This window comes from Yoonia tamlensis, assembly GCF_900115105.1.
GTDB classification, from domain to species: Bacteria; Pseudomonadota; Alphaproteobacteria; order Rhodobacterales; family Rhodobacteraceae; genus Yoonia; species Yoonia tamlensis.
The window spans coordinates 1,428,065-1,445,586 of record NZ_FOYP01000001.1; the positions used below are offsets into that span (position 1 = coordinate 1,428,065).

19 protein-coding genes are annotated in these 17,522 nt (G+C 50.5%); 1 reads left to right on the forward strand and 18 read right to left on the reverse strand.

Translation table 11 applies throughout. The annotated features are described in order from the left end of the window. Positions 1 to 317 precede the first annotated feature (317 nt). The 9 genes from BM320_RS16265 to BM320_RS07390 all read right to left on the reverse strand — a co-directional run bounded on the left by BM320_RS16265 (position 318) and on the right by BM320_RS07390 (position 9,532). Positions 318 to 962: a hypothetical protein gene (locus tag BM320_RS16265; RefSeq protein WP_131802309.1), complete on the reverse strand. Its 645-nt coding sequence runs from the start codon at positions 960 to 962 to the stop codon at positions 318 to 320. Further along, positions 946 to 2,916, reverse strand: a complete 1,971-nt coding sequence (locus BM320_RS07355; RefSeq protein WP_165615005.1) for a calcium-binding protein — start codon at positions 2,914 to 2,916, stop codon at positions 946 to 948. The genes BM320_RS16265 and BM320_RS07355 overlap by 17 nt, the downstream gene beginning before the upstream one ends. Positions 2,917 to 3,378: 462 nt before the next feature. Further along, on the reverse strand, positions 3,379 to 3,765 hold the full coding sequence (locus BM320_RS07360) for a hypothetical protein (RefSeq protein WP_090198334.1): 387 nt from the start codon (positions 3,763 to 3,765) through the stop codon (positions 3,379 to 3,381). Between the two features lie 1,128 nt (positions 3,766 to 4,893). Continuing rightward, entirely contained in the window at positions 4,894 to 5,760 is an 867-nt protein-coding gene (locus tag BM320_RS16270) for a hypothetical protein (RefSeq protein ID WP_131802311.1), read from the reverse strand. A 12-nt stretch (positions 5,761 to 5,772) separates the two neighbouring features. Next, the gene (locus BM320_RS16275) at positions 5,773 to 6,495 is read right to left on the reverse strand and encodes a hypothetical protein (RefSeq protein ID WP_131802313.1); all 723 of its coding nucleotides are present in this window, start codon (positions 6,493 to 6,495) and stop codon (positions 5,773 to 5,775) included. A gap of 2 nt (positions 6,496 to 6,497) precedes the next feature. Further along, on the reverse strand, positions 6,498 to 7,310 hold the full coding sequence (locus tag BM320_RS07375) for a TIGR04255 family protein (RefSeq protein WP_165615006.1): 813 nt from the start codon (positions 7,308 to 7,310) through the stop codon (positions 6,498 to 6,500). 352 nt (positions 7,311 to 7,662) lie between these two features. Further along, positions 7,663 to 7,866: a hypothetical protein gene (locus BM320_RS07380; RefSeq protein WP_090198346.1), complete on the reverse strand. Its 204-nt coding sequence runs from the start codon at positions 7,864 to 7,866 to the stop codon at positions 7,663 to 7,665. 179 nt (positions 7,867 to 8,045) lie between these two features. Next, the gene (locus BM320_RS07385) at positions 8,046 to 8,777 is read right to left on the reverse strand and encodes a DUF6602 domain-containing protein (protein ID WP_090198348.1); all 732 of its coding nucleotides are present in this window, start codon (positions 8,775 to 8,777) and stop codon (positions 8,046 to 8,048) included. After that, positions 8,774 to 9,532 (reverse strand): nucleotidyltransferase family protein, encoded by a 759-nt coding sequence (locus BM320_RS07390; protein WP_090200460.1) that lies wholly within the window; start codon positions 9,530 to 9,532, stop codon positions 8,774 to 8,776. The genes BM320_RS07385 and BM320_RS07390 overlap by 4 nt, the downstream gene beginning before the upstream one ends. A 235-nt stretch (positions 9,533 to 9,767) precedes the next feature. Here BM320_RS07390 and BM320_RS07400 point away from each other — a divergent pair, with 235 nt between their 5' ends. After that, positions 9,768 to 11,618 carry a hypothetical protein gene (locus BM320_RS07400; RefSeq protein WP_131802315.1) on the forward strand — a complete coding sequence of 617 codons (1,851 nt, stop codon included), beginning with the start codon at positions 9,768 to 9,770 and terminating at the stop codon, positions 11,616 to 11,618. 220 nt (positions 11,619 to 11,838) lie between these two features. Here the strand turns inward: BM320_RS07400 and BM320_RS07405 are convergent, their stop codons facing one another. From BM320_RS07405 to BM320_RS07445, 9 genes are all read right to left on the reverse strand, one after another. Next, a complete protein-coding gene (locus tag BM320_RS07405) occupies positions 11,839 to 12,645 on the reverse strand; it encodes a DNA adenine methylase (RefSeq protein ID WP_090200462.1) in 807 nt (268 codons plus the stop codon). 175 nt (positions 12,646 to 12,820) lie between these two features. Continuing rightward, positions 12,821 to 13,282 carry a hypothetical protein gene (locus BM320_RS07410; RefSeq protein ID WP_090198357.1) on the reverse strand — a complete coding sequence of 154 codons (462 nt, stop codon included), beginning with the start codon at positions 13,280 to 13,282 and terminating at the stop codon, positions 12,821 to 12,823. Continuing rightward, entirely contained in the window at positions 13,279 to 13,890 is a 612-nt protein-coding gene (locus tag BM320_RS07415; RefSeq protein WP_090198359.1) for an N-acetylmuramidase family protein, read from the reverse strand. Before BM320_RS07415 ends, BM320_RS07410 begins: the two co-directional genes overlap by 4 nt. Then, complete coding sequence (locus tag BM320_RS07420) at positions 13,887 to 14,396, reverse strand: hypothetical protein (RefSeq protein WP_090198362.1); 510 nt, start codon at positions 14,394 to 14,396, stop codon at positions 13,887 to 13,889. The genes BM320_RS07415 and BM320_RS07420 overlap by 4 nt, the downstream gene beginning before the upstream one ends. Further along, positions 14,383 to 14,778, reverse strand: coding sequence for a hypothetical protein (locus BM320_RS07425; RefSeq protein ID WP_090198365.1), 396 nt, complete (start codon positions 14,776 to 14,778; stop codon positions 14,383 to 14,385). Before BM320_RS07425 ends, BM320_RS07420 begins: the two co-directional genes overlap by 14 nt. Then, positions 14,778 to 15,134: a hypothetical protein gene (locus tag BM320_RS07430; protein ID WP_090198367.1), complete on the reverse strand. Its 357-nt coding sequence runs from the start codon at positions 15,132 to 15,134 to the stop codon at positions 14,778 to 14,780. Before BM320_RS07430 ends, BM320_RS07425 begins: the two co-directional genes overlap by 1 nt. After that, positions 15,131 to 15,547 (reverse strand): hypothetical protein, encoded by a 417-nt coding sequence (locus BM320_RS07435; protein ID WP_090198369.1) that lies wholly within the window; start codon positions 15,545 to 15,547, stop codon positions 15,131 to 15,133. Before BM320_RS07435 ends, BM320_RS07430 begins: the two co-directional genes overlap by 4 nt. Next, a complete protein-coding gene (locus BM320_RS07440; protein ID WP_090198371.1) occupies positions 15,547 to 16,632 on the reverse strand; it encodes a hypothetical protein in 1,086 nt (361 codons plus the stop codon). Before BM320_RS07440 ends, BM320_RS07435 begins: the two co-directional genes overlap by 1 nt. After that, positions 16,632 to 17,522 carry a hypothetical protein gene (locus BM320_RS07445; RefSeq protein WP_090198374.1) on the reverse strand — a complete coding sequence of 297 codons (891 nt, stop codon included), beginning with the start codon at positions 17,520 to 17,522 and terminating at the stop codon, positions 16,632 to 16,634. The genes BM320_RS07440 and BM320_RS07445 overlap by 1 nt, the downstream gene beginning before the upstream one ends.

A 17,522-nucleotide genomic window follows, 5' to 3' on the forward strand; every position in this document is an offset into this window, starting at 1 on the left:
TTGAATCAATGCGCTATCTTAGCAAATGTAGTTTTTTTGGTGTCCATGAAATCTAAGGGGTAGTAGCCACTTTAGGCAAAAAAATTGCGGAGTAAGCCGAAACCAAGCTCTGTTGCGTGTAAAGGAAGCGGGCATGGCGCAAGCTATCAATTTCATACTTTAGAGCGCATTACCTAAAGGCGTTTTCACAAGATCCGCAATCTAGACTAGTTCAATTAGATTCAGTGGACTTCGGTGCAATTCCTAAAGAGGTTTTTAACTGCACAAGACGTCAAACAGCATGGATGCTGATGGAAAATGCCGCGACCAATATGTATTTACTGCTCTGCAGCAAAAATCCCCGTAGCAAAATGGTCCCCAACAAAACCATCGGCATTGCCTCCAATAGCTACTAAGTCACTTCCGAGAAAGTACCCCTCAAATGCCATCATGGTTGGAAAGGTTGAGCCATTATTAGCGAGGTCACCTTCAAGTGTAATGGATATTTGTGGAACGTCGCCCGTCGCATCGCTTCGTATAATACCAGTTCCGGCCAAAGTGCCGGTATACTCGCCGTTGCTTTCATGAATGAAGTTCCAAGCTGTCCCATCAAGCGTAGCTCCACTAAAACTTGCCGCAATGGAAACTTGCCCAATAAGACCTTCGCCTTCCGTGCTTGCTACGACAAAACCACTGAATGTAGCCGCTCCTGTCGTAGGCAATTCACTTTCCAGACTGCGGGGCAAAATAGGAGTACCATTTGAATCAACAAAGGCATCTGTCAGTATGGTTGAATCAACCTGAATCTCGCTAAAAGTTGCGTAATTGGTTACTGGGGCAACGACAACAGGTTCGTTTCCCCCTGTTCCTCCGCATCCAGATGCAGCAGCCGAAATGCATATCGATACACCGAGCTTCAGTCCAGGCAAGGCGCAAGTATCGGCCCGCGACCTAAAATATCTGTATTCAAAAAAGGAGATCATTCGCTACCTCTACAAATTCATCATTTAGAAATACAAAATCATCGATTGTAATTTGCTCGGGCAAAGTGCCCCTTACAATCATTAGGCTATCACCTAACTGGATAAGCGAGCCGCCGTCGCCGTATTGGGTAATTTGGATTTCGTCAAAATCAGCTTCGTCGCTTCCGAACAACGCAATTCGATCAACCCCATCTTCAAAGTCGTAGACGATATCCAATCCTGAATCGTCCGCGAAAACGAAGACGTCTGCTCCGGAACCGCCCAGCAGACGATCTATGCCGGCACCGCCGTCCAATATGTCGTTTCCTTCATTCCCGTCGATGTAGTCGTTACCAGCCAACCCACGGATCCAATCATCGCCGGCGCCGGCAAAAAGAAAATCTGAATTCCCAGTTCCTTCGAGCTCGATTGCAGACCCGTACTTTGCGTTTTCACCCTGAAACGTTACGTCAATTCTAACAACTTCGTATGGATCTAGTGAAAGGACAATGTTGCCATCAGAATCAAGAATGTGTTCGGCGCTAAGCTCGGTTATGGATGCAAGAACATCGTGCTCGTTGTAGATTTCAACTGGCAACATTCCGGCGCCCCTGACGAAATGCATCCCATCGCTAGTTGCTTGATCAACGCCCACCAAGGTGGCTTGAATCGAAAAATCAACAGCAGATAAAAATTCTTCCCCCAACAAGTCATCCATATTTAGGGTGATTGTATTTGCTGCATCACTTCGTAGGGTCACAAACACGTGGATTACAGAAGTATTCTGATATGCCGATACCTCAAATTCTTGTCCAAAATAATTATCGTCTAACAATGTGCTGCCGACTAAGACATCAGACATAAGAGCGAAGACCGCGCCTTGAGTGGTAAGGCCAGAATTTTCACCTGGTCGACCAGAAAGGTCATTTGTTGTGTTGTGTTGCACCGCCCAGATTTGAGCTGAATCCACGCCTGCACGCAGCATGTTTTCGAACTGTTGAAGATTATTTGAGGCGGCTTTCATCCCAAGTTGGTCGTAGGATTGACTATTGACGTTCCACTCCGTGACGTGAAAGTCAATATTTTCCAGTCCAGGTTGCGATATCCAGTGATCGAAACTGCTGGACATGGAGACGCTCTCAAAGTGTTGACCGCCCCACTGACCACCCTCGCCACCATTATCCTTTAAGTAATAGTGATGAACGACACCATCGATTGCTACCTTTGTCGTATCACTTAAGTTCGACGTAATGATCTCATTTACATAGCTTATCTTTTCATCCCACTTCCAAGTCGTTTCCGTACTATGTGGAGGGAGTTCTAGATAACCGCCGGCCTTGAATTCAGGTGCCCACGGCTGTCCTACCTGAACGATAATTCCGGGTTGAATTGTTCCTGTGACCAAATCTCCTTCTCCAGCAAGCCGATCAACAATCTCCTTTATTCTCGGCACAAGGTAGTCCACAACAAGCGCATATTCTGCAGTTGTCATATTTGCGGCGCCCCAGTACTCATTTCCTATTTCAATCGCTGAAATACTTGCGTTCGGGAGAGATGGGTCACTTTCTGAAAGTAGCTTCGTTACAAGCTCCAAGGTCGCATCAATTTGTTCGAAGTCCAGAGCTCTTGGAACTGAACTGCTAGGATCGCAGTCGCCAAGCAAGAGCTTCCGTGTAGGTATCACGAACGACGATGAAAGATTGTTATCATTGATGAATTCCAAAAATGTACTTAGTGGAGTTAACGGCAGCCCTCCGTCAAAACTGGAATAGTCAGCATCGTAATCAGTTACATCAAAAGCTTGCTCAGTCACTGTTCCACCTGGAAACCGAAGGTTATTGACGTTTAGAGTTTCCAACAAATCGCTATAGCCAGATGATGAACTAACTTGATCAATATGCGTAAGTGTATTGGCCCCAAAATGACCTGATGAAACCGTAAACTGGGTACTGCCAGAAATGTCTAATGTGTACATTCGCCCCTCCATCTCTAAGGTCGAAGATGCAAGAATATGCTTTAATATTCGTTTACGCTTGTTCCTGTGCCCAAACAGAAAAAAAACTAATTGAATAGAATCTTCCTATCGTGAGTAAGGACTGAGAAACCAAGGTCCAGCTCACACAGCGGCACAATTAACACTTTGTTAGTGCCCGCAGCATAGATTTGTATCGAGAAAACCGTTAAGGAACCGGTCTCATGCTAGTTAGACGACTTATGGCATTATTTCCAGAATCTGAACTTGACAGCATTGACTCATCTGACCCAGCTCAAGTTGAGCGCCTAATCCAAAAAATCGAAAAGAAATCAAATGCCGCCTTTGAATGCGGCAATATTTCCGATTACAAGAAGATCTCGTTAAGCCTCTACCTCTTGTATGGTCTACGACACGACCTGCATGAGCAGGTAACTTGTACAAGACACTAGAGAGTGTTCGAAATTAAGCGCAAAACTGTTGGCGAGATAGTCCGAGGCCACCTAACTCGCAATTTGCTAGCGCTAAGTGTATTTCAAGAGGGTCGATTTCAGTCTTTGCTAGTAGTTTTTTATAGCCGTTGGACTTAACGTGCCAGCTTGCTCGTTGATCGGAAATAGACAATGTCTGGTCTGCGTCCAAGAAAACCAGTTTCTTACTGCGCTCAAGTATTCGATGAATAGTGTTGCCGTGTAACGAAAGCTGCAAGCCGCCTAGGTCTAGGGCTGACATCAATCCAGCTAGAGCGACAATGAGTTCATCAACAGTTGAAATACATATTTGGTCACCAAGATCTTCCAACGTGCCGTTCCATTCTGGCCGCAGATTGCAATAGTTTTGGCTGTCGTGCATAACTCCGTTCACTTTAGTTTTCGGAGATAGTTCAACGGCCGCTAGAAGGTTGCCATTGCAATCTTCGACTACTGCGTAGAGCGGATTGTAATAGGCGTATTGGGCCGGGGACAACCTAAATTGGCCTAAAGTCCCTTGGTAAAGACCAGAACTCGATCCGTAATGTGATCGTCTAGCACAAATACAACTATATAGCGCCGGATACTTCGCTGCCATTGAGCCTCTTATGAACCTAATCATGGTTTCCTCGCCTTTGATTGAGGCCTAAGAATACCTCTGCGAAGATTGTTTTTTACTCAACCTACAGTGCCATGAGTTTACCAATTATTAACGTAACCGCGCACCTGAACCATCAGCCGTGGTCACGAATGGAGCTACACGATTTTGATGCCGCTTCCTAAATGCTCACGAAAGTAGGTGGAATAAGCTTAGCATATAATTAACCAACATCGATCAATCTGCACTAACTAGCCATCAAAGGAGAGCCAAAATGTCTTTTCAAAAAAAATTGCAACTTGCTCAATCTTCTTGTGAGGTGGTTTACAGAGATTCAAACGAACTTGCTCTGCATGACCACGAGCAACTATTACGCCTCGAAGAGCTAATCCTCGATATGGAGGAAACGGCTTACTCATTGGTTCGACTCGATAAAAAAAGTTCCGCACATCGTCTCTTTGAGTGCGTTGCGAGTCTACACAGGGAGTGCTTAAGCTCGAATTTTTCTATTTAGGTGCTCTAAAAAGTATCGGTAATTCGGCGCAAGACAACTAGATATCCAAATCTTCGGTGAAGTATATCCAAGTAAGAAATTGTAAAAAAAAACAAGAGGCTCAACACTATTCTCCACACTCAAGATCACCGAATTGAAGCGCAAACGGGTGCGAAACAAAGGTGAGTGCGCATTGGAGGGGCGGACAGACAGGGACAGGTGTTTTGCTTTGAATTCAAAGCAGTACGTTGGCAAAAGCCATTCTTACCGCTTCAATGATATCAATGACGTAGCTTCGGAGTTGGCAAAAATGGAATCGGCCAATAACGGTTTGCTCATCGTGTTGCATATTCGAAAAACGCATCGATTTCGAAAATAAGGCGGACAGCGTAGCTTTAGGTAGTTTGCGAAAACTGTGATTAACCTGCCGCTTGATAACGCTTGGCAAATGAGAGCGCATTCAACTCAAGTGGGTAGCTGTTTAGATATTCTGCGGCTGATAGCTCATTTAGGCTGGCAAGCCTGAGAACCACCTCATTAGGAGAAAACGGAGCAAACCATTTTATTTTTGATGCCTGGTCCATTAGTTCCCTCCTGAGCGATTCAATGTCGTCGATTTCTCGCTCATCCGCATCCTTAAGGATTGCCAGGATTGTTATTGGAACACTTTCAGGGTTGTCCCAAGGCTTGTGTGGAAATACCCGGAATTCAGATACTGAGCGTATAGCTTTCCCAAATTCTGAGTTCGGCTTGCCATACTTCCCATTTACCGCCTTCCTAAATGTCTCCATGGATTCATTGAATTCGTCAGGGTAACCAAATCTACCAAAAAAGCGCTCAAGCGATCTCGCGAAATTCTGTAGATCCACTTCGCTGGGGCAGCCACGCTGCTTATTCCATTTAACCAAGAGATCTTTCTTTACGCTCATCGCACGCGTAAAATCAACGACCGTGTTTTCTGGGGCTCCAACAAGCATACCAAATCTAGGAACCTCACCCTTTTCAATGGCTGAATTGTGCGCTGCGTTTAGCTTTACAAGAGGACACACAGTCACATACGAAATTGTACTTCTTTCTGGGTCGCGGACGATATCGCATGTCTGTGAGATTACACATATGCCCTGATGCTTTTCCTCAATATCAGCTGAAAACGGTGCGCCCTCATCTTCATCGTCAAGCGGGGAAGTGCAAAAAAGAAATTCACCACAATCAACGGTAAAATCGCCTTGCTGCCATTCAGCAAGGCGATCTGAAACACTTACTTCATCAACCTTTTTTGCGGACAATAGAAGGCCCCTTTACGCCTTCTCTCGACGAATGTTCTTCCGCCGAGTTTGTGGGCGTTGAAGAAGTTCTACCTCATTAAGTTGGGCAATTTCTGCAGATGGCATGAAGCTCTGAGGGGCATTTTTCAATCGGGCTTCATTGGTGAGGACTTTTCCGAAGGAAACTCGACCAACTCCCTTGCCAGCTATGTCCCTGATAGAACGGAATTCTGCATGCTTCATGAGATCAAGAAAAGTCCTCCCCTCAGATGCTTCACTCAATAATAGTCGCCTATTTTCTTCTGCTGTTCCGCGGTCAACAAATCGAAGCATGGCGATTGCAGCCCCCAATTTCTGGTGATTTTCAGCAGAAACTCTCTCTCCGCATTTCCAGTAATGAAGGGTCCGCGAATTAACCCCGAAAACATTGGAAATTTGAGCCCATGTGAGGCCGCTAAGACGTTTTAACTCAGCAATCTGTTCACTGGGTCGTTGCTCTGCAAAGCCTACCCCATTCGAGATCGTTGAAGTAAAAGATACACGAACACCGTCAGATGAAGACACTGAAAGCATCTTTTGCCGTCTGAGTAATTGAATTGCATTTTCAACTGAAATGGAAATACTGGGTTTTTCGGCAAATGGTGCAGCAATTCCTGGCCGCTCATCGTCGGGTATTATGTAGGGAATATCTGGGCGACCCGTAGCACCAACAGGAAGGCACATGGCCACGGCGGTGACTGCACTTTGAAATATCATAACTATCCGTCCTTAAAGCGCGTCAAAAACTTATCGGTGATACTCCACCGAAAAAAAGCGTAGGCCCTTGCCGCAACTTTGTCGAGTTCACCGTAAAGAAAATCTGGTTCTAGTTGATTGCCCGCGCAGTTAGTGCTGAATGAATCAACATCTAGCACCCAACTTGGCTCACCTACCGGAGGCGCCATAGCAGGATCATGGCTAAAACCTTTGGGGGCGAGGCCATAACGCGCAATCAACTTACCTTCAGCGGTCCTCCCAACAACTTCAGTCATCGATATTTCGATATGTTCAGCCAAGTTCGGTCGCAACACATTTAAAAGATCGGCCTGAATTAGATCTGCAAGAGCCCCCATACAATCCTCCCCCTCAAGACGATCCACGTACCGAAAACCGACACGCTCCACTAATGGTGGCTTCATACTGTTCGAAAAAGCTTCTAGGACAGTATGCATTTTCCCAAGAAAGTCGGCGCGCGAGACATAATTAGCCGTTTCGATCCCGATAAAATCGGTTGCAAGAGAAACGCGAACTGTCTTATTTGGATCAAGAAACCTCCACACAGTTGTTTCAACGGCTTCGTGGTGAATCTCGTCGTCTGAGACCCTAATTTCAACAGACTTTACCTTCTCCGCTTGAACATGCGGGTAATTTGACCGAAGAGCTTCTTGAAAATCAGCGATATATCTCTCGTCGCTGATCTTCGAAATCTTGGAAAACTGGACTAGCGCGAGAACGCGAACCAAAGGCGCACCCAAGAGTGGCACACTTTCCGGAATTTCTCCAAAAAGGGGATCATTTGATCGATTCGTCATGTTACTTCCCATCTTTTCGCCCGACTATAGCATGTGAAGTATAGTGTGAAGTGAAATTTTCTATAGGTATTTTCTAAATCTTTTCCTTTCCCATAGAACGCTCCTGCTGAAACCTCTATTGAGTGTGAGCTTTCTAGTATGAATCTGGATGAATCAGGTTTGTGATTTCGCCGTCAGAACATTCAAAACCTCAAAGCGCGGTCACGATTGTCGATGTAGTAAAACACCGCCCATGCCCGACTCCGCAAATGGTGATGTTGATAACATGGAGAGCTTCAGCCATCGGTCACGGCCCGCACGTAATCTTGCAGCCCTAAGAATGTGGCGCGGAGCTTTTTAGCGCGGTGTGCAATCATGCAAAAACGTCCGAAAGGTCCAGCTTGGCATACGAGGCGTGCGCATAGTGGCCAGTCTCATCAATGTAGGCGATCACACAACCGTCTGCGTCGATGGCTTCGCGCACCGTCGAATTCTTTTCAGGCCAGCCCCATACGCCACCAAATGCCTCTGCAACCCTGCATGCCTGCCCTGCTGATACCTTTGTGAAACCACGCATCGTCCATCTCCCATCTTTGCTGGTTCACACATGGAGCAGACGTCTTCGATGTGAAGTCTCCGGCAGCAGCTATTTTGATCAATTTGGGAGAACGGTCGGGACTGTATAGAATGGCCCAAACATGACCTGAATGGCATTCAGGGATGCCGCAGCCTGCAAGACGGAAATGGAATATTGAATCAACTATCTAGCCATTTGCTGTAGGCACCGATGTCCATCATTGGGACAGTACCGAGCGATTGCAGTCTAGCGATCAATTCAAAGAGGAATCTTGTCGTTGCCGACGACGATTCGATGCGCTTATGGGCAGTAGCTTCATCAACGAATGTGAAGACTCCGTGCGCTGCTATGCAGCCCAGATCCAATCTTTTCAAAACGCTCCGATCGCCATCCAGTTTTTCTTGAAGGGCATCACCAAGCGGTGGACTTTTCCAATCACTCTCCAGCGTAACCAGCCCTCCAAGAATGTGCTTCGGCGGTACGGCTGCGACAGGACCGTTTGCTGTGGGGATAGGCATACTGGTTCTACTGAGCGATCTAACCGTCGCCACCTTGCCTCTCGCGTAGTCGATCATCGCTGCATTGATAGATTGCTTCGCTTCAAAAACAGCGTACACGCTTTCCGCTGGGATCACTTTTGCGCCGAGAAAATCGAAAACGAACGGCGAATATTGCCGGTCAAAAATGACAATATCAATTTGGTCGCTAAAAACGCCTTCACTGTCGACGATATGCGCGCTGCACACGCGGTAACGCTCTGGAAGGTACTGTCGCAGCAAGCCAATCCATATCGCCTCTGAGGTGTCGCCTTTAGTCCCTGGGTGGTTGAGAGCTTCGCGAGCTACGCTCAGCTCCGTATCGATTTTGCGATGTAAGCTGGCGAACAGCTTGGGCAGCGACCATTCACTCATCGTATCAAGCTCTCCCAGCTACCGCTCAATGCTCTCCGTGCCGCGGTGGCAACCGCATGCTTGCCCGAGATTGGTAGGTCGTCAGATATCACATTGTTTGTGTTTGCCGGATCAACAATACGTGTGGTGGTTAGTCTACCTGATAAGAACCTCAGTACATCCGCGACGTTTTCAGACAGTCGTCCAATTGGTTTTCCATGCAATGCACTTAGGGTAGCAAGTTCAAGGTAGATTGAAGGGAAGCTCAAGTCCCATTGATCGCGCCAAAGTTTAACAACCCGGATTTCTTCTGTACGGCGGCTATCTCGGACCAATTTGATATGGGTTTGAATATTAGTTTTCGTCCAAGTGTTTGCCTTTTTTCGGTAAAGACTGTGATCGCTACCATATTGGCTCTGGCGTTTACCAGGTACCAAATCAACTTGATAGCCGGCCACTTTGACACCAAGAGAAACATTTTGATCTCGATACTGATAACCATAATGATTGAGGCAGTTCCCGAGCGAGCTTCGTATCTGTGCCAGTGTGTCGGGTGTACTACTCGACAAAGTCAGAAAGAGATCAATATCTGTACTGCTCTTGTTTGCCGTGCCTTTTGCGAACGATCCACTTGGCTCAATGGCAAGAAGGTAACCATTGCCCCACGAGTTGAGCATCGGTGTAAGCGTGGTGGCGATAGAGCGCACCGGAGAAAACGAGCCGGTGTCCACTTGCTCGCGAGTTAGGACGTTCCGGAGATAATTATCAGATGACATTTTGATGGGACCAAGGTTCACCGACTGCATTAATACAATGCATAAGGTGATCTCGTCGGGAACCCAACGACTTTGTCTTAAAATTTTCGAAAGGCAGGTGTGTTCGTCAACTCACAAGTGCTCTTTGGGTAATTAGGGTGGCAATAGTGAAGACACACCGAAAAGTCATTGCTACGTCAAGCGTTGCCATGGCAGAAAAAACAGATGTCTGCATTCGCTTCCTCCGGAGCGCTTTATGGCTGTCGCAAAGAAGGTCCGGCCCTCCTTCGCAGTATCGATCGTCTCAAACAACCCAAAGCCGCCCTTCAAAGGGTGCACAGTGAATGGCAGCTTACAGACTTTCGTGACATTCCCGTCTAAAGGCGCAAAATCTACAATTGCGGACGAATCAGGAAAAATCATGTCGGACGACCCCTCGAAGCCTTCGGAGCCCCTACACAATTTGCCATATCCACAATTGGATCAGTTTGAGGTGCCATTGAGCTTCGCTGCAACGACTAAGTATCATGGCGTATATGAGACTACCCGCTTCGTCTTGCGTCTCAGTCCGATCAATCATGAGTACTTGGAAAAGTTTGAAGCCAATGCCTTTGATGATGGTCCCGTGCCGTGGGAGGCCATAAAGGCTTACTCCACCTACTTACATGAAACCATGCATTGGTGGCAGCATGTAGGTTCAACATCGGGGTTACTACTAAGTCTGAGCTATTTTTCGCAATGCCATTCGGCCATGGGCGAACTTCGAGAGTGTTTGGAAAAATTCGGGCCAATCAAACCCCTGAAACGGTGGTCGGATCAAATTCTGCAGGAAGAGGGGTGGGATGCACAGGAAAAACTCGCGCCCGCAAATTTTGCAGTAAATAATGCGCTCGATGTTTTCTATTATAAATCCTACGCGTTTCGCCCACGGGAAGCCATAAAATGGATGATAGAGCAAAACCATTTTGAAGATATCGGCTATACCTACAGTATTGTTTATGGAATGCTGATCGGCTTGATTTCAGATGCAATCGATCCCGATTTTGAATTTCTTCAGAGTATTGAACAGTTAGGCGACGAGACCTTGCGGCTATATGACGAAGGCTTTGAAGGCTTCAAAAAGGGGTCGAATATTCATCTTCCATATGTGGGCCTCCAAGCGATTTACGAAGGGCAAGCTCATTTCATTCAGCTGGATTTCCTGAGCCGTTCCCGTACTGAACCGATGACATGTGAGGAGGCGCGGACAGAAGGTTATCTGTCAGGTATATATGTCGAGGCGTTTGAAAGCTTTCTGAAACTGACTGATACATGTTGGCCATCGTCCCTGTCCGATCCAATCGTCTCTCTGTTTCTTTTGGTATGCGACCTTGCAATAAATCCGACGCGCGGAATACCATTCAAAGTAGGCCCCTTCGAAAACCTCATTGGCCAAGTAGATGTCGGCATACGATTTGCTGAATTCTGTTTTGCTATCAAAACCGCACCACATCTTAAAGCTGCTATTAAGGATCTATCCCTCGAAGAATACGTTGAAGTGTCTGAGGAGTTGTGCTTGGCGAAAGGATACGATCACCCGATGGCTGCGTTAGAAGAAGTTGTAAGGTGGATTGAGGATTATCCAAGCGTCCAAAAACTCATGGAGGAGCACCGGACATTTGAGTTTGAACCTACAAATTTAACCATACGAGTATTCCTTTCACACTACATCTCTATGTGTGCCGACAAATACGAGAACCCCCATTTCTTCTGTTGGCCGGGCGCATACATGGCAGGCCATCCGAGCGTTGCTGACGTTGAAGAAATATGGCTGCGTCACCTTTCGCTATTCAGCGATGGGAAAGACAAAGATGGCGTGTACCCGCGCAAATGGCCAAATAGATCAGACAAAGCGGTTAAGCAGACTTTTGAGCGCTTTTATGGGTCGATGGCGGTTTACGAGCTGACCGAGCAATGGATTTTGCGCGACGGTTCCTTCAAGTTAGATTTTAGTTGGATGTCGGATAACTACGATCAAGAAGTGTTTGGTGGCTGGGCGAATGACTCCTTCAAGAAGGTGTTCGGAGTGAACCTCTCGGACTTCACCATCGTAAAGGCGAAGAAGTAGCTGCGGTTGCTCACATGTGCAGCGAATGACCGCTGTCCCGCGCTTCGTGTCGAAAGATGCTACTGGCCCTTTACGGACATTCAGGAATGTATTTGGGAACACGACCGACAGATACCTGCGCACAGCTGCCGTTGGTACGGGTCGCAGCGAAAGTCCGCATTTCGCCCTTTCTCCAAACACAAATAAACCGCGTGCCGATTATTGGCGCGCAGGGTTCAGGTCATAGCAGCCCGGTCTTCACATCCCGATTAGTGATAATCAGCTCGCGCGCTTGCTTTGCAGCACACGCTGCAACGGTGTACTTCAATGACACCTCGCGGAAATTGAATGCGGCGAACAGGTCGCGCACTTCGGGCCGGTCGTTGATTGATAGCACGAACGCGCCTTCGATCGCGCCGAGCGCATCGGCGATCAGGGCGAATTGATTGCGGTCAAACATGCCTTTGCCATAGTCGTCTTCACCGCCCCAATATGGCGGGTCGAGGTAGAACAGCGCCGATGGGCTGTCATAGCGGGCCAGCACGTCAGCCCAGTCCAGGTTCTCGAACACGACGCCGTCAAGGCGCGAATGCGCGGCGTCAAGCAGCGGTTCCAGCTTTGTCAGGCTGAACCGTGGCGACGTGTCCTTGGACACGCCAAAGACGCCACCCACCTGCCCGCCAAACGCCAATCGCTGCAGAAACAGAAAACGTGCGGCGCGCTCTAGATCCGTCAGCGTTGCGGGATCACATAGGCGCAGCCGCTCAAATTCGCGCCGGGACGCAATCTGAAACCGCATTACCTCCATAAACTGGGGGTAATGGCGCTGCAGGATGCGAAACAGATTTGTGATTTCGCCGTTCAGATCATTCATGACCTCAAGGCGCGGACGCCACTGACGGCGCAAGAACACACCACCCATGCCCACGAATGGCTCGACATAGGTTTGGTGCGGAATTGCATCGATTACTTCGATGATCTTTTGATTTAGGGCCTTCTTGCCGCCAAGCCACGCAGCTATAGGTGCAGCGGGTGACACTTTAGTCATTGTCATGGTTGTAGATTCCAGAATATCAGGGCCGCACTCTCGCGAGAGTCGGGCGGCATATTCTGTTTGGGATGTCGGCGCAGCTGGGTTCCAATCAGGCTGCGTGGTGGTCGTAATTGGCCACCCCCGCCCGAAGGCGGATTTGGCATTGGTTATCGATCGGATTTCGGGGCAGCTACGGCGTCACTGCGCCCTGCCCCAACGCCCGCACGTAATCTTGCAGCCCTATGACTGTGGCGCGGAGCTTGTCAGCGCGGTGTGCCATGTCTCGATATTTTCCTGTGCATTCGGCAAGGAGGGATCGGGCGCGGGCTGCATCAAGCTCGCCGGGGGCGCCGGGATCTGCACGGGCGTTGGCGTCACGTATGGTTTGGCGCAGCCGCTCAACGCTATCGTCAGCAGCAGTAAGCCGCGATTGCATCGCATTGCGTTCCTGTTCGGCATTTTCGGCCACCCTTTCGACGGCCCGCATCAGGGCCTTTTGTTGTTCCGCTGCGGCTGCCTCGGCTTCTGCATAGGCAACGGCATATTCACCCTGTGCCCGCGCATAGCCGCGTTTGTCGCCCAGCAGCTGGCCACCCGCGAAAACGCCACCAAGGGCCACAATGGCCGCGAGGATCAGTGACAGGCGGTTCATGCCGGATAAGGCGTGTCACGGATGCGCGCCCAATTCTTGAATGCCGCTTCAAGCTTTGTGTGATACCCGTACCGGGCATAGCCTGGACCGTTGTAACCGCGCGCAAAGCCGCGCCAGTCGTGCGACCGCAGTTCGTCATCAAGGCCCGCATTGACGATGAACATCACCATGCCCGCCAGCTGCGCCTCTTCGTCGGCCGCAAAGGCTTTCACCATCGCTTCGGCACTGGCGAACCCTGCCAGCCCCGCGTTGAACCCCATCATTTGCGGCAAGCCCCAAGAGGTCGACCGCAGGGCCGCGTCACGGTCGATCACGATTGCGGCTTCGATGCGCGGATAGCTGTCGCGCGGGTAGCGCTTTTCACCCCACCGGCGATAGGCAAGCCCCTGGGCAACAGCCGCGTCACGCTTGGCCCCCTCTCCCAATTGGCGGTAAAAGATATGCGGCTCAAACAGCGCCTTGAGCCGCCCCTTCGCGTCAAAGCCCGACCCCGACGCCTCAACATCCAGCACCGCGTGAATTTCGTCTTCACCCACGCCGATGGTCGCACCGATGCGCGGCAGGTCGATGTCATCAAGCCGCTTCGCTTTGCCCTTCCAGATGTTCATAGCGGAACCTCGCTTGTTGTTTGCGTGAAATCTTTGCAGGTGAACGGGGTATCAAACGCATTGCCAAGCCGCGTAACCCCGTCATAACGAAGGCAGATGCGAAACGGCGCACTTGGCCGGCCACATGAAAGCGGATCGCTGCTTTCTGCCCAGCTATCCCACGACCAAGGCTTTCGAACAGAGAGGTTCGGGCTGTAGGGGTAGCTCTTTGTCGATCGGTATGAGCAGACGACCTGGTCATCTGTTGTGCGCGTTTGCAGCGTAAAATGCGCATGCACGGGGCGGGCAGCGACGGCACGATAAAGCACGTGCCAATCGCTCGCATCGGCAACAAACTGAAAATCGGCAATGACGCTGTCGCTCAGGTCTTGTCGCTTTTCAACGGTTCGCGCGATTGCCGGCCAAAGAACAAAGATGAGCAGGGCCATGAACAAGCCCACCCTGCCCGTTTGCCACATCGTTTCGCCCGGCGTTTCCGTCGCTTTGCGGATCTTAAGCACTTCCATTGTTTGCATCCTTCTCGTCAACAAACCGCCCAATAATCATCGTGCCAAACAGGCCTATGGCAAAGGCGATGCCGCGCGTGGCCTTATCGCCAGACAGCACCTCACGCAGGAAGCTGTCGTCGCCTTCGCTGTTGAGGTAGGTAGCGATCAGCGGGCCGCCCAATGTGTCCAAACCAACGGCCAGTAAGACGCCCAGTGGCACCCACGACAGGTTTGAGGTCCATTTGACGCGACTGGACCCGACCCAGCGTGCCATGCCACCCAAGCCGCCATAGACCGCCGATTGCATCACGGTATCTGGAAACACATCACCAAACATGGCCATCGACGCCGAACTCACGCCAACGCCAAACAATGTGTTGAGTGTCAAACCACTTGGCATCAATAATGCCCCCCGTCCTGAGAATTGAGAAAACCGCCCAGCATATCGGCCAGCTCGCGCCGCCATACGTCAGGGGATGTCTTGTGCCGTTTCAATCGGGATGTCGTGAAAAACTCGCGCGGCCATTCGCGGAAAAGAACCGTGCAAACGGTCCAGTTGTGCAGCGTGTTGAGCACCGCGAAAAACACCAGATAGGGCGAGGCGACATACCACCACCACAGCAGGTGCCCCAGCTTGCGATCCATCCAGTAGCCCAAGGAATAGACCACGTAGACCAGGGCGATGGCGGGTCCAAGCAACATCAGCCCAAACACTGGCACAAACCCGATCAGGCGGGTGTCAGCTTGCATGTTCATGGCCAGTGCACATCGTCTGCAAAATCGGCGGGGATTGGGTCGGAGTTGGTCAGGATCGTAGCGGCACCCATGATTACACCCGTTGCCGCCGCAAACGCCGCATTGAGAGTCAAAACACGGTCGGCCATCTGGTCAACGGTGAACCCGCGCGCACCAGCAAGGCTTGCCAGCATAGGCGTGGGTGCCATGTTGTCGGCCTTGTATGCCGTGGCCTCACTAACCTGCACAGGCCACGTTTCGCGTTCTGGGCGCTTATACGTTGATACAAGCGCTTCCATACGGCGGTCGCGTTCAGCTTCGATCCGTTCAATCAGTTGCGCTGGTGGCAACGTGCGATCCGCGACATCCTGTTTGGTTAGATCAACACGCTCTTTGGCAACCTTGCCCGCGTTCTTGCGAATGACGACTTTCATTAGCGATACCCCCGCACAGTGATGTTGCCGTTTTGGGACGTTCCAGGAAACACGAACCGGATAGCATCGTGGGCTTCCTTGGTGTCGTACCGCCCGCCCGCAGATGAGGTGCGGCTGCTGTCAGACCCAGCGATGCTGCTATGAGCGGTGTATTGCGCCGCGTCATTAAAGTTGAACAATCGACCACTTCCGCTGGCATAGTCCGAACTCGTGCGGATAACGCCAAAACTGCCAGTGACAGACGACGACGATACACCGTCGACAATCCCGCCGACATAACCAGTTGTTCGCCAACTTGTGCCATTGTTGTGGGACACCTGGATATCGAAACCCCCATCTGCGTTTGTGTCTACAGTGATGTCGTACTCAATGAACCTGTAATCGCCAAGGTCCAGAAATTCGACGGTCGAAGCCGCGCCATCTATGGCGTGGTCAAAAGTAAATTCATCGTAAACGTTGGCCCGACGAAACGAAATTCCACCCGCGCCGTCTGTGGCCAAGACCTTGTCTTCGTCGCTGTCAGCGGTCGGCAACGTCAAAGCGGCGAGGAAGGCGGTCAGGTTGGCCGACTGAGCCTTTGTTTCGGCATGCACTTGCGCCACCCAATCGGTGAACACCAGCGGATCCCCGGTCCCGGTGCGCGTATAGATCTCAACTGCGGAGCCGCTAATGCTGACAATTTGCGTGATGCTGGCTCCGCCGCTATATGCGCGCTTCACAACTTGCACCGTGGCGGAATATCCAGTTGAGGCACCAGACGCCAACGGGCCATTAACCCAGTCGCCGGTGATCGTGTGGTTGCCGCTTTCGATGAGCGCACCGGTGTCAAAGTCACCGCCGTCCGGATCGGTATCATCAGTAACCGGCGCATCGCCCAACAGCTCTTGCAAATCCGCGACAGCGTCGACAAGCGTCTCTGCACCTGCCAGCGCTGCATTCATCCAATCCAGGTTGGCGTTGATGCCCGGAATAATGTCGGAGGCCATGTGTTCAAACACATAGGTCGCGTCGGCATGAAAATTTGTCTCATCCGCTACATCCGGGATGCGACCTGCATCAAAGTTAACGATCGGCGTGCTGGGCATTAGCTGACCCCCTGTGTTGTGATTTCAAACATGAAGTTATTGGGGAGCTCTGCTGGCAGCTCCCAATCAGTGATGAAGCCGTAGTTGATGAACTGCTCCCATCCGACTGCGGCAAAAGTCACAACGCGCAACCCATCAACGCTGTCGAGGAACTGCGCCTTTGCGCCAAATCCAGCGCGCTCTGCGGCAATCGCATAGGTGACATCGCGCGCAATCGCCCGGCGTGTGACAGTCACATCGCCAAAGTCATTTGTTTCGATCTTCGTGAACGTGCGACGGCGCAGCTTTGTGGCGCCATCCATCAGTGATGTTCCAATGCGAACAACCCGCCCCACGACCAGCTCACCCAGTGCAGGCGCATCGCCATTGATGGTGATCCGAATGATTGACCCCGAAAATCCGGACAGACCCGTCAAGACAAGCCGGTCTGTGCTGGCATAGAAGGTTGTGTTCAGCCAATCCCACCAGTTATTGACCGGCTCTGCACCGGTAAAGATCGTCGCAACCTCGGTGGTTGTCGGCCCGGTGATGATCTCAACGGTCGTTTCCGATGCCACCAATCCGAACATAGCAATGGCCGTGAACCGCTCGGACGCCGTTACCTCAATGACAAGTGGATCCGTGCCAGTTGTCTTGGTTGATGGCGATGCGTCCATGAACTTGCGAATGTTGGTGGCACCCCGCAGCACCCAGCGAACACCCGTCAATTCTTGCTGTTCGAGCGACGGATCAAGCCCCAGATTGCTGTCAATCGATGAAACGTAGACAAGCCCATCCTGCATGACGGAATCGCCAAAATCATAAGTGGTTCCGATGTCCCAAACGGGCGCATCATCTTCCAGCTCGCTGATGCTAGTGAGCGTGAAATCGACAGGCTTAATGACTTGCAT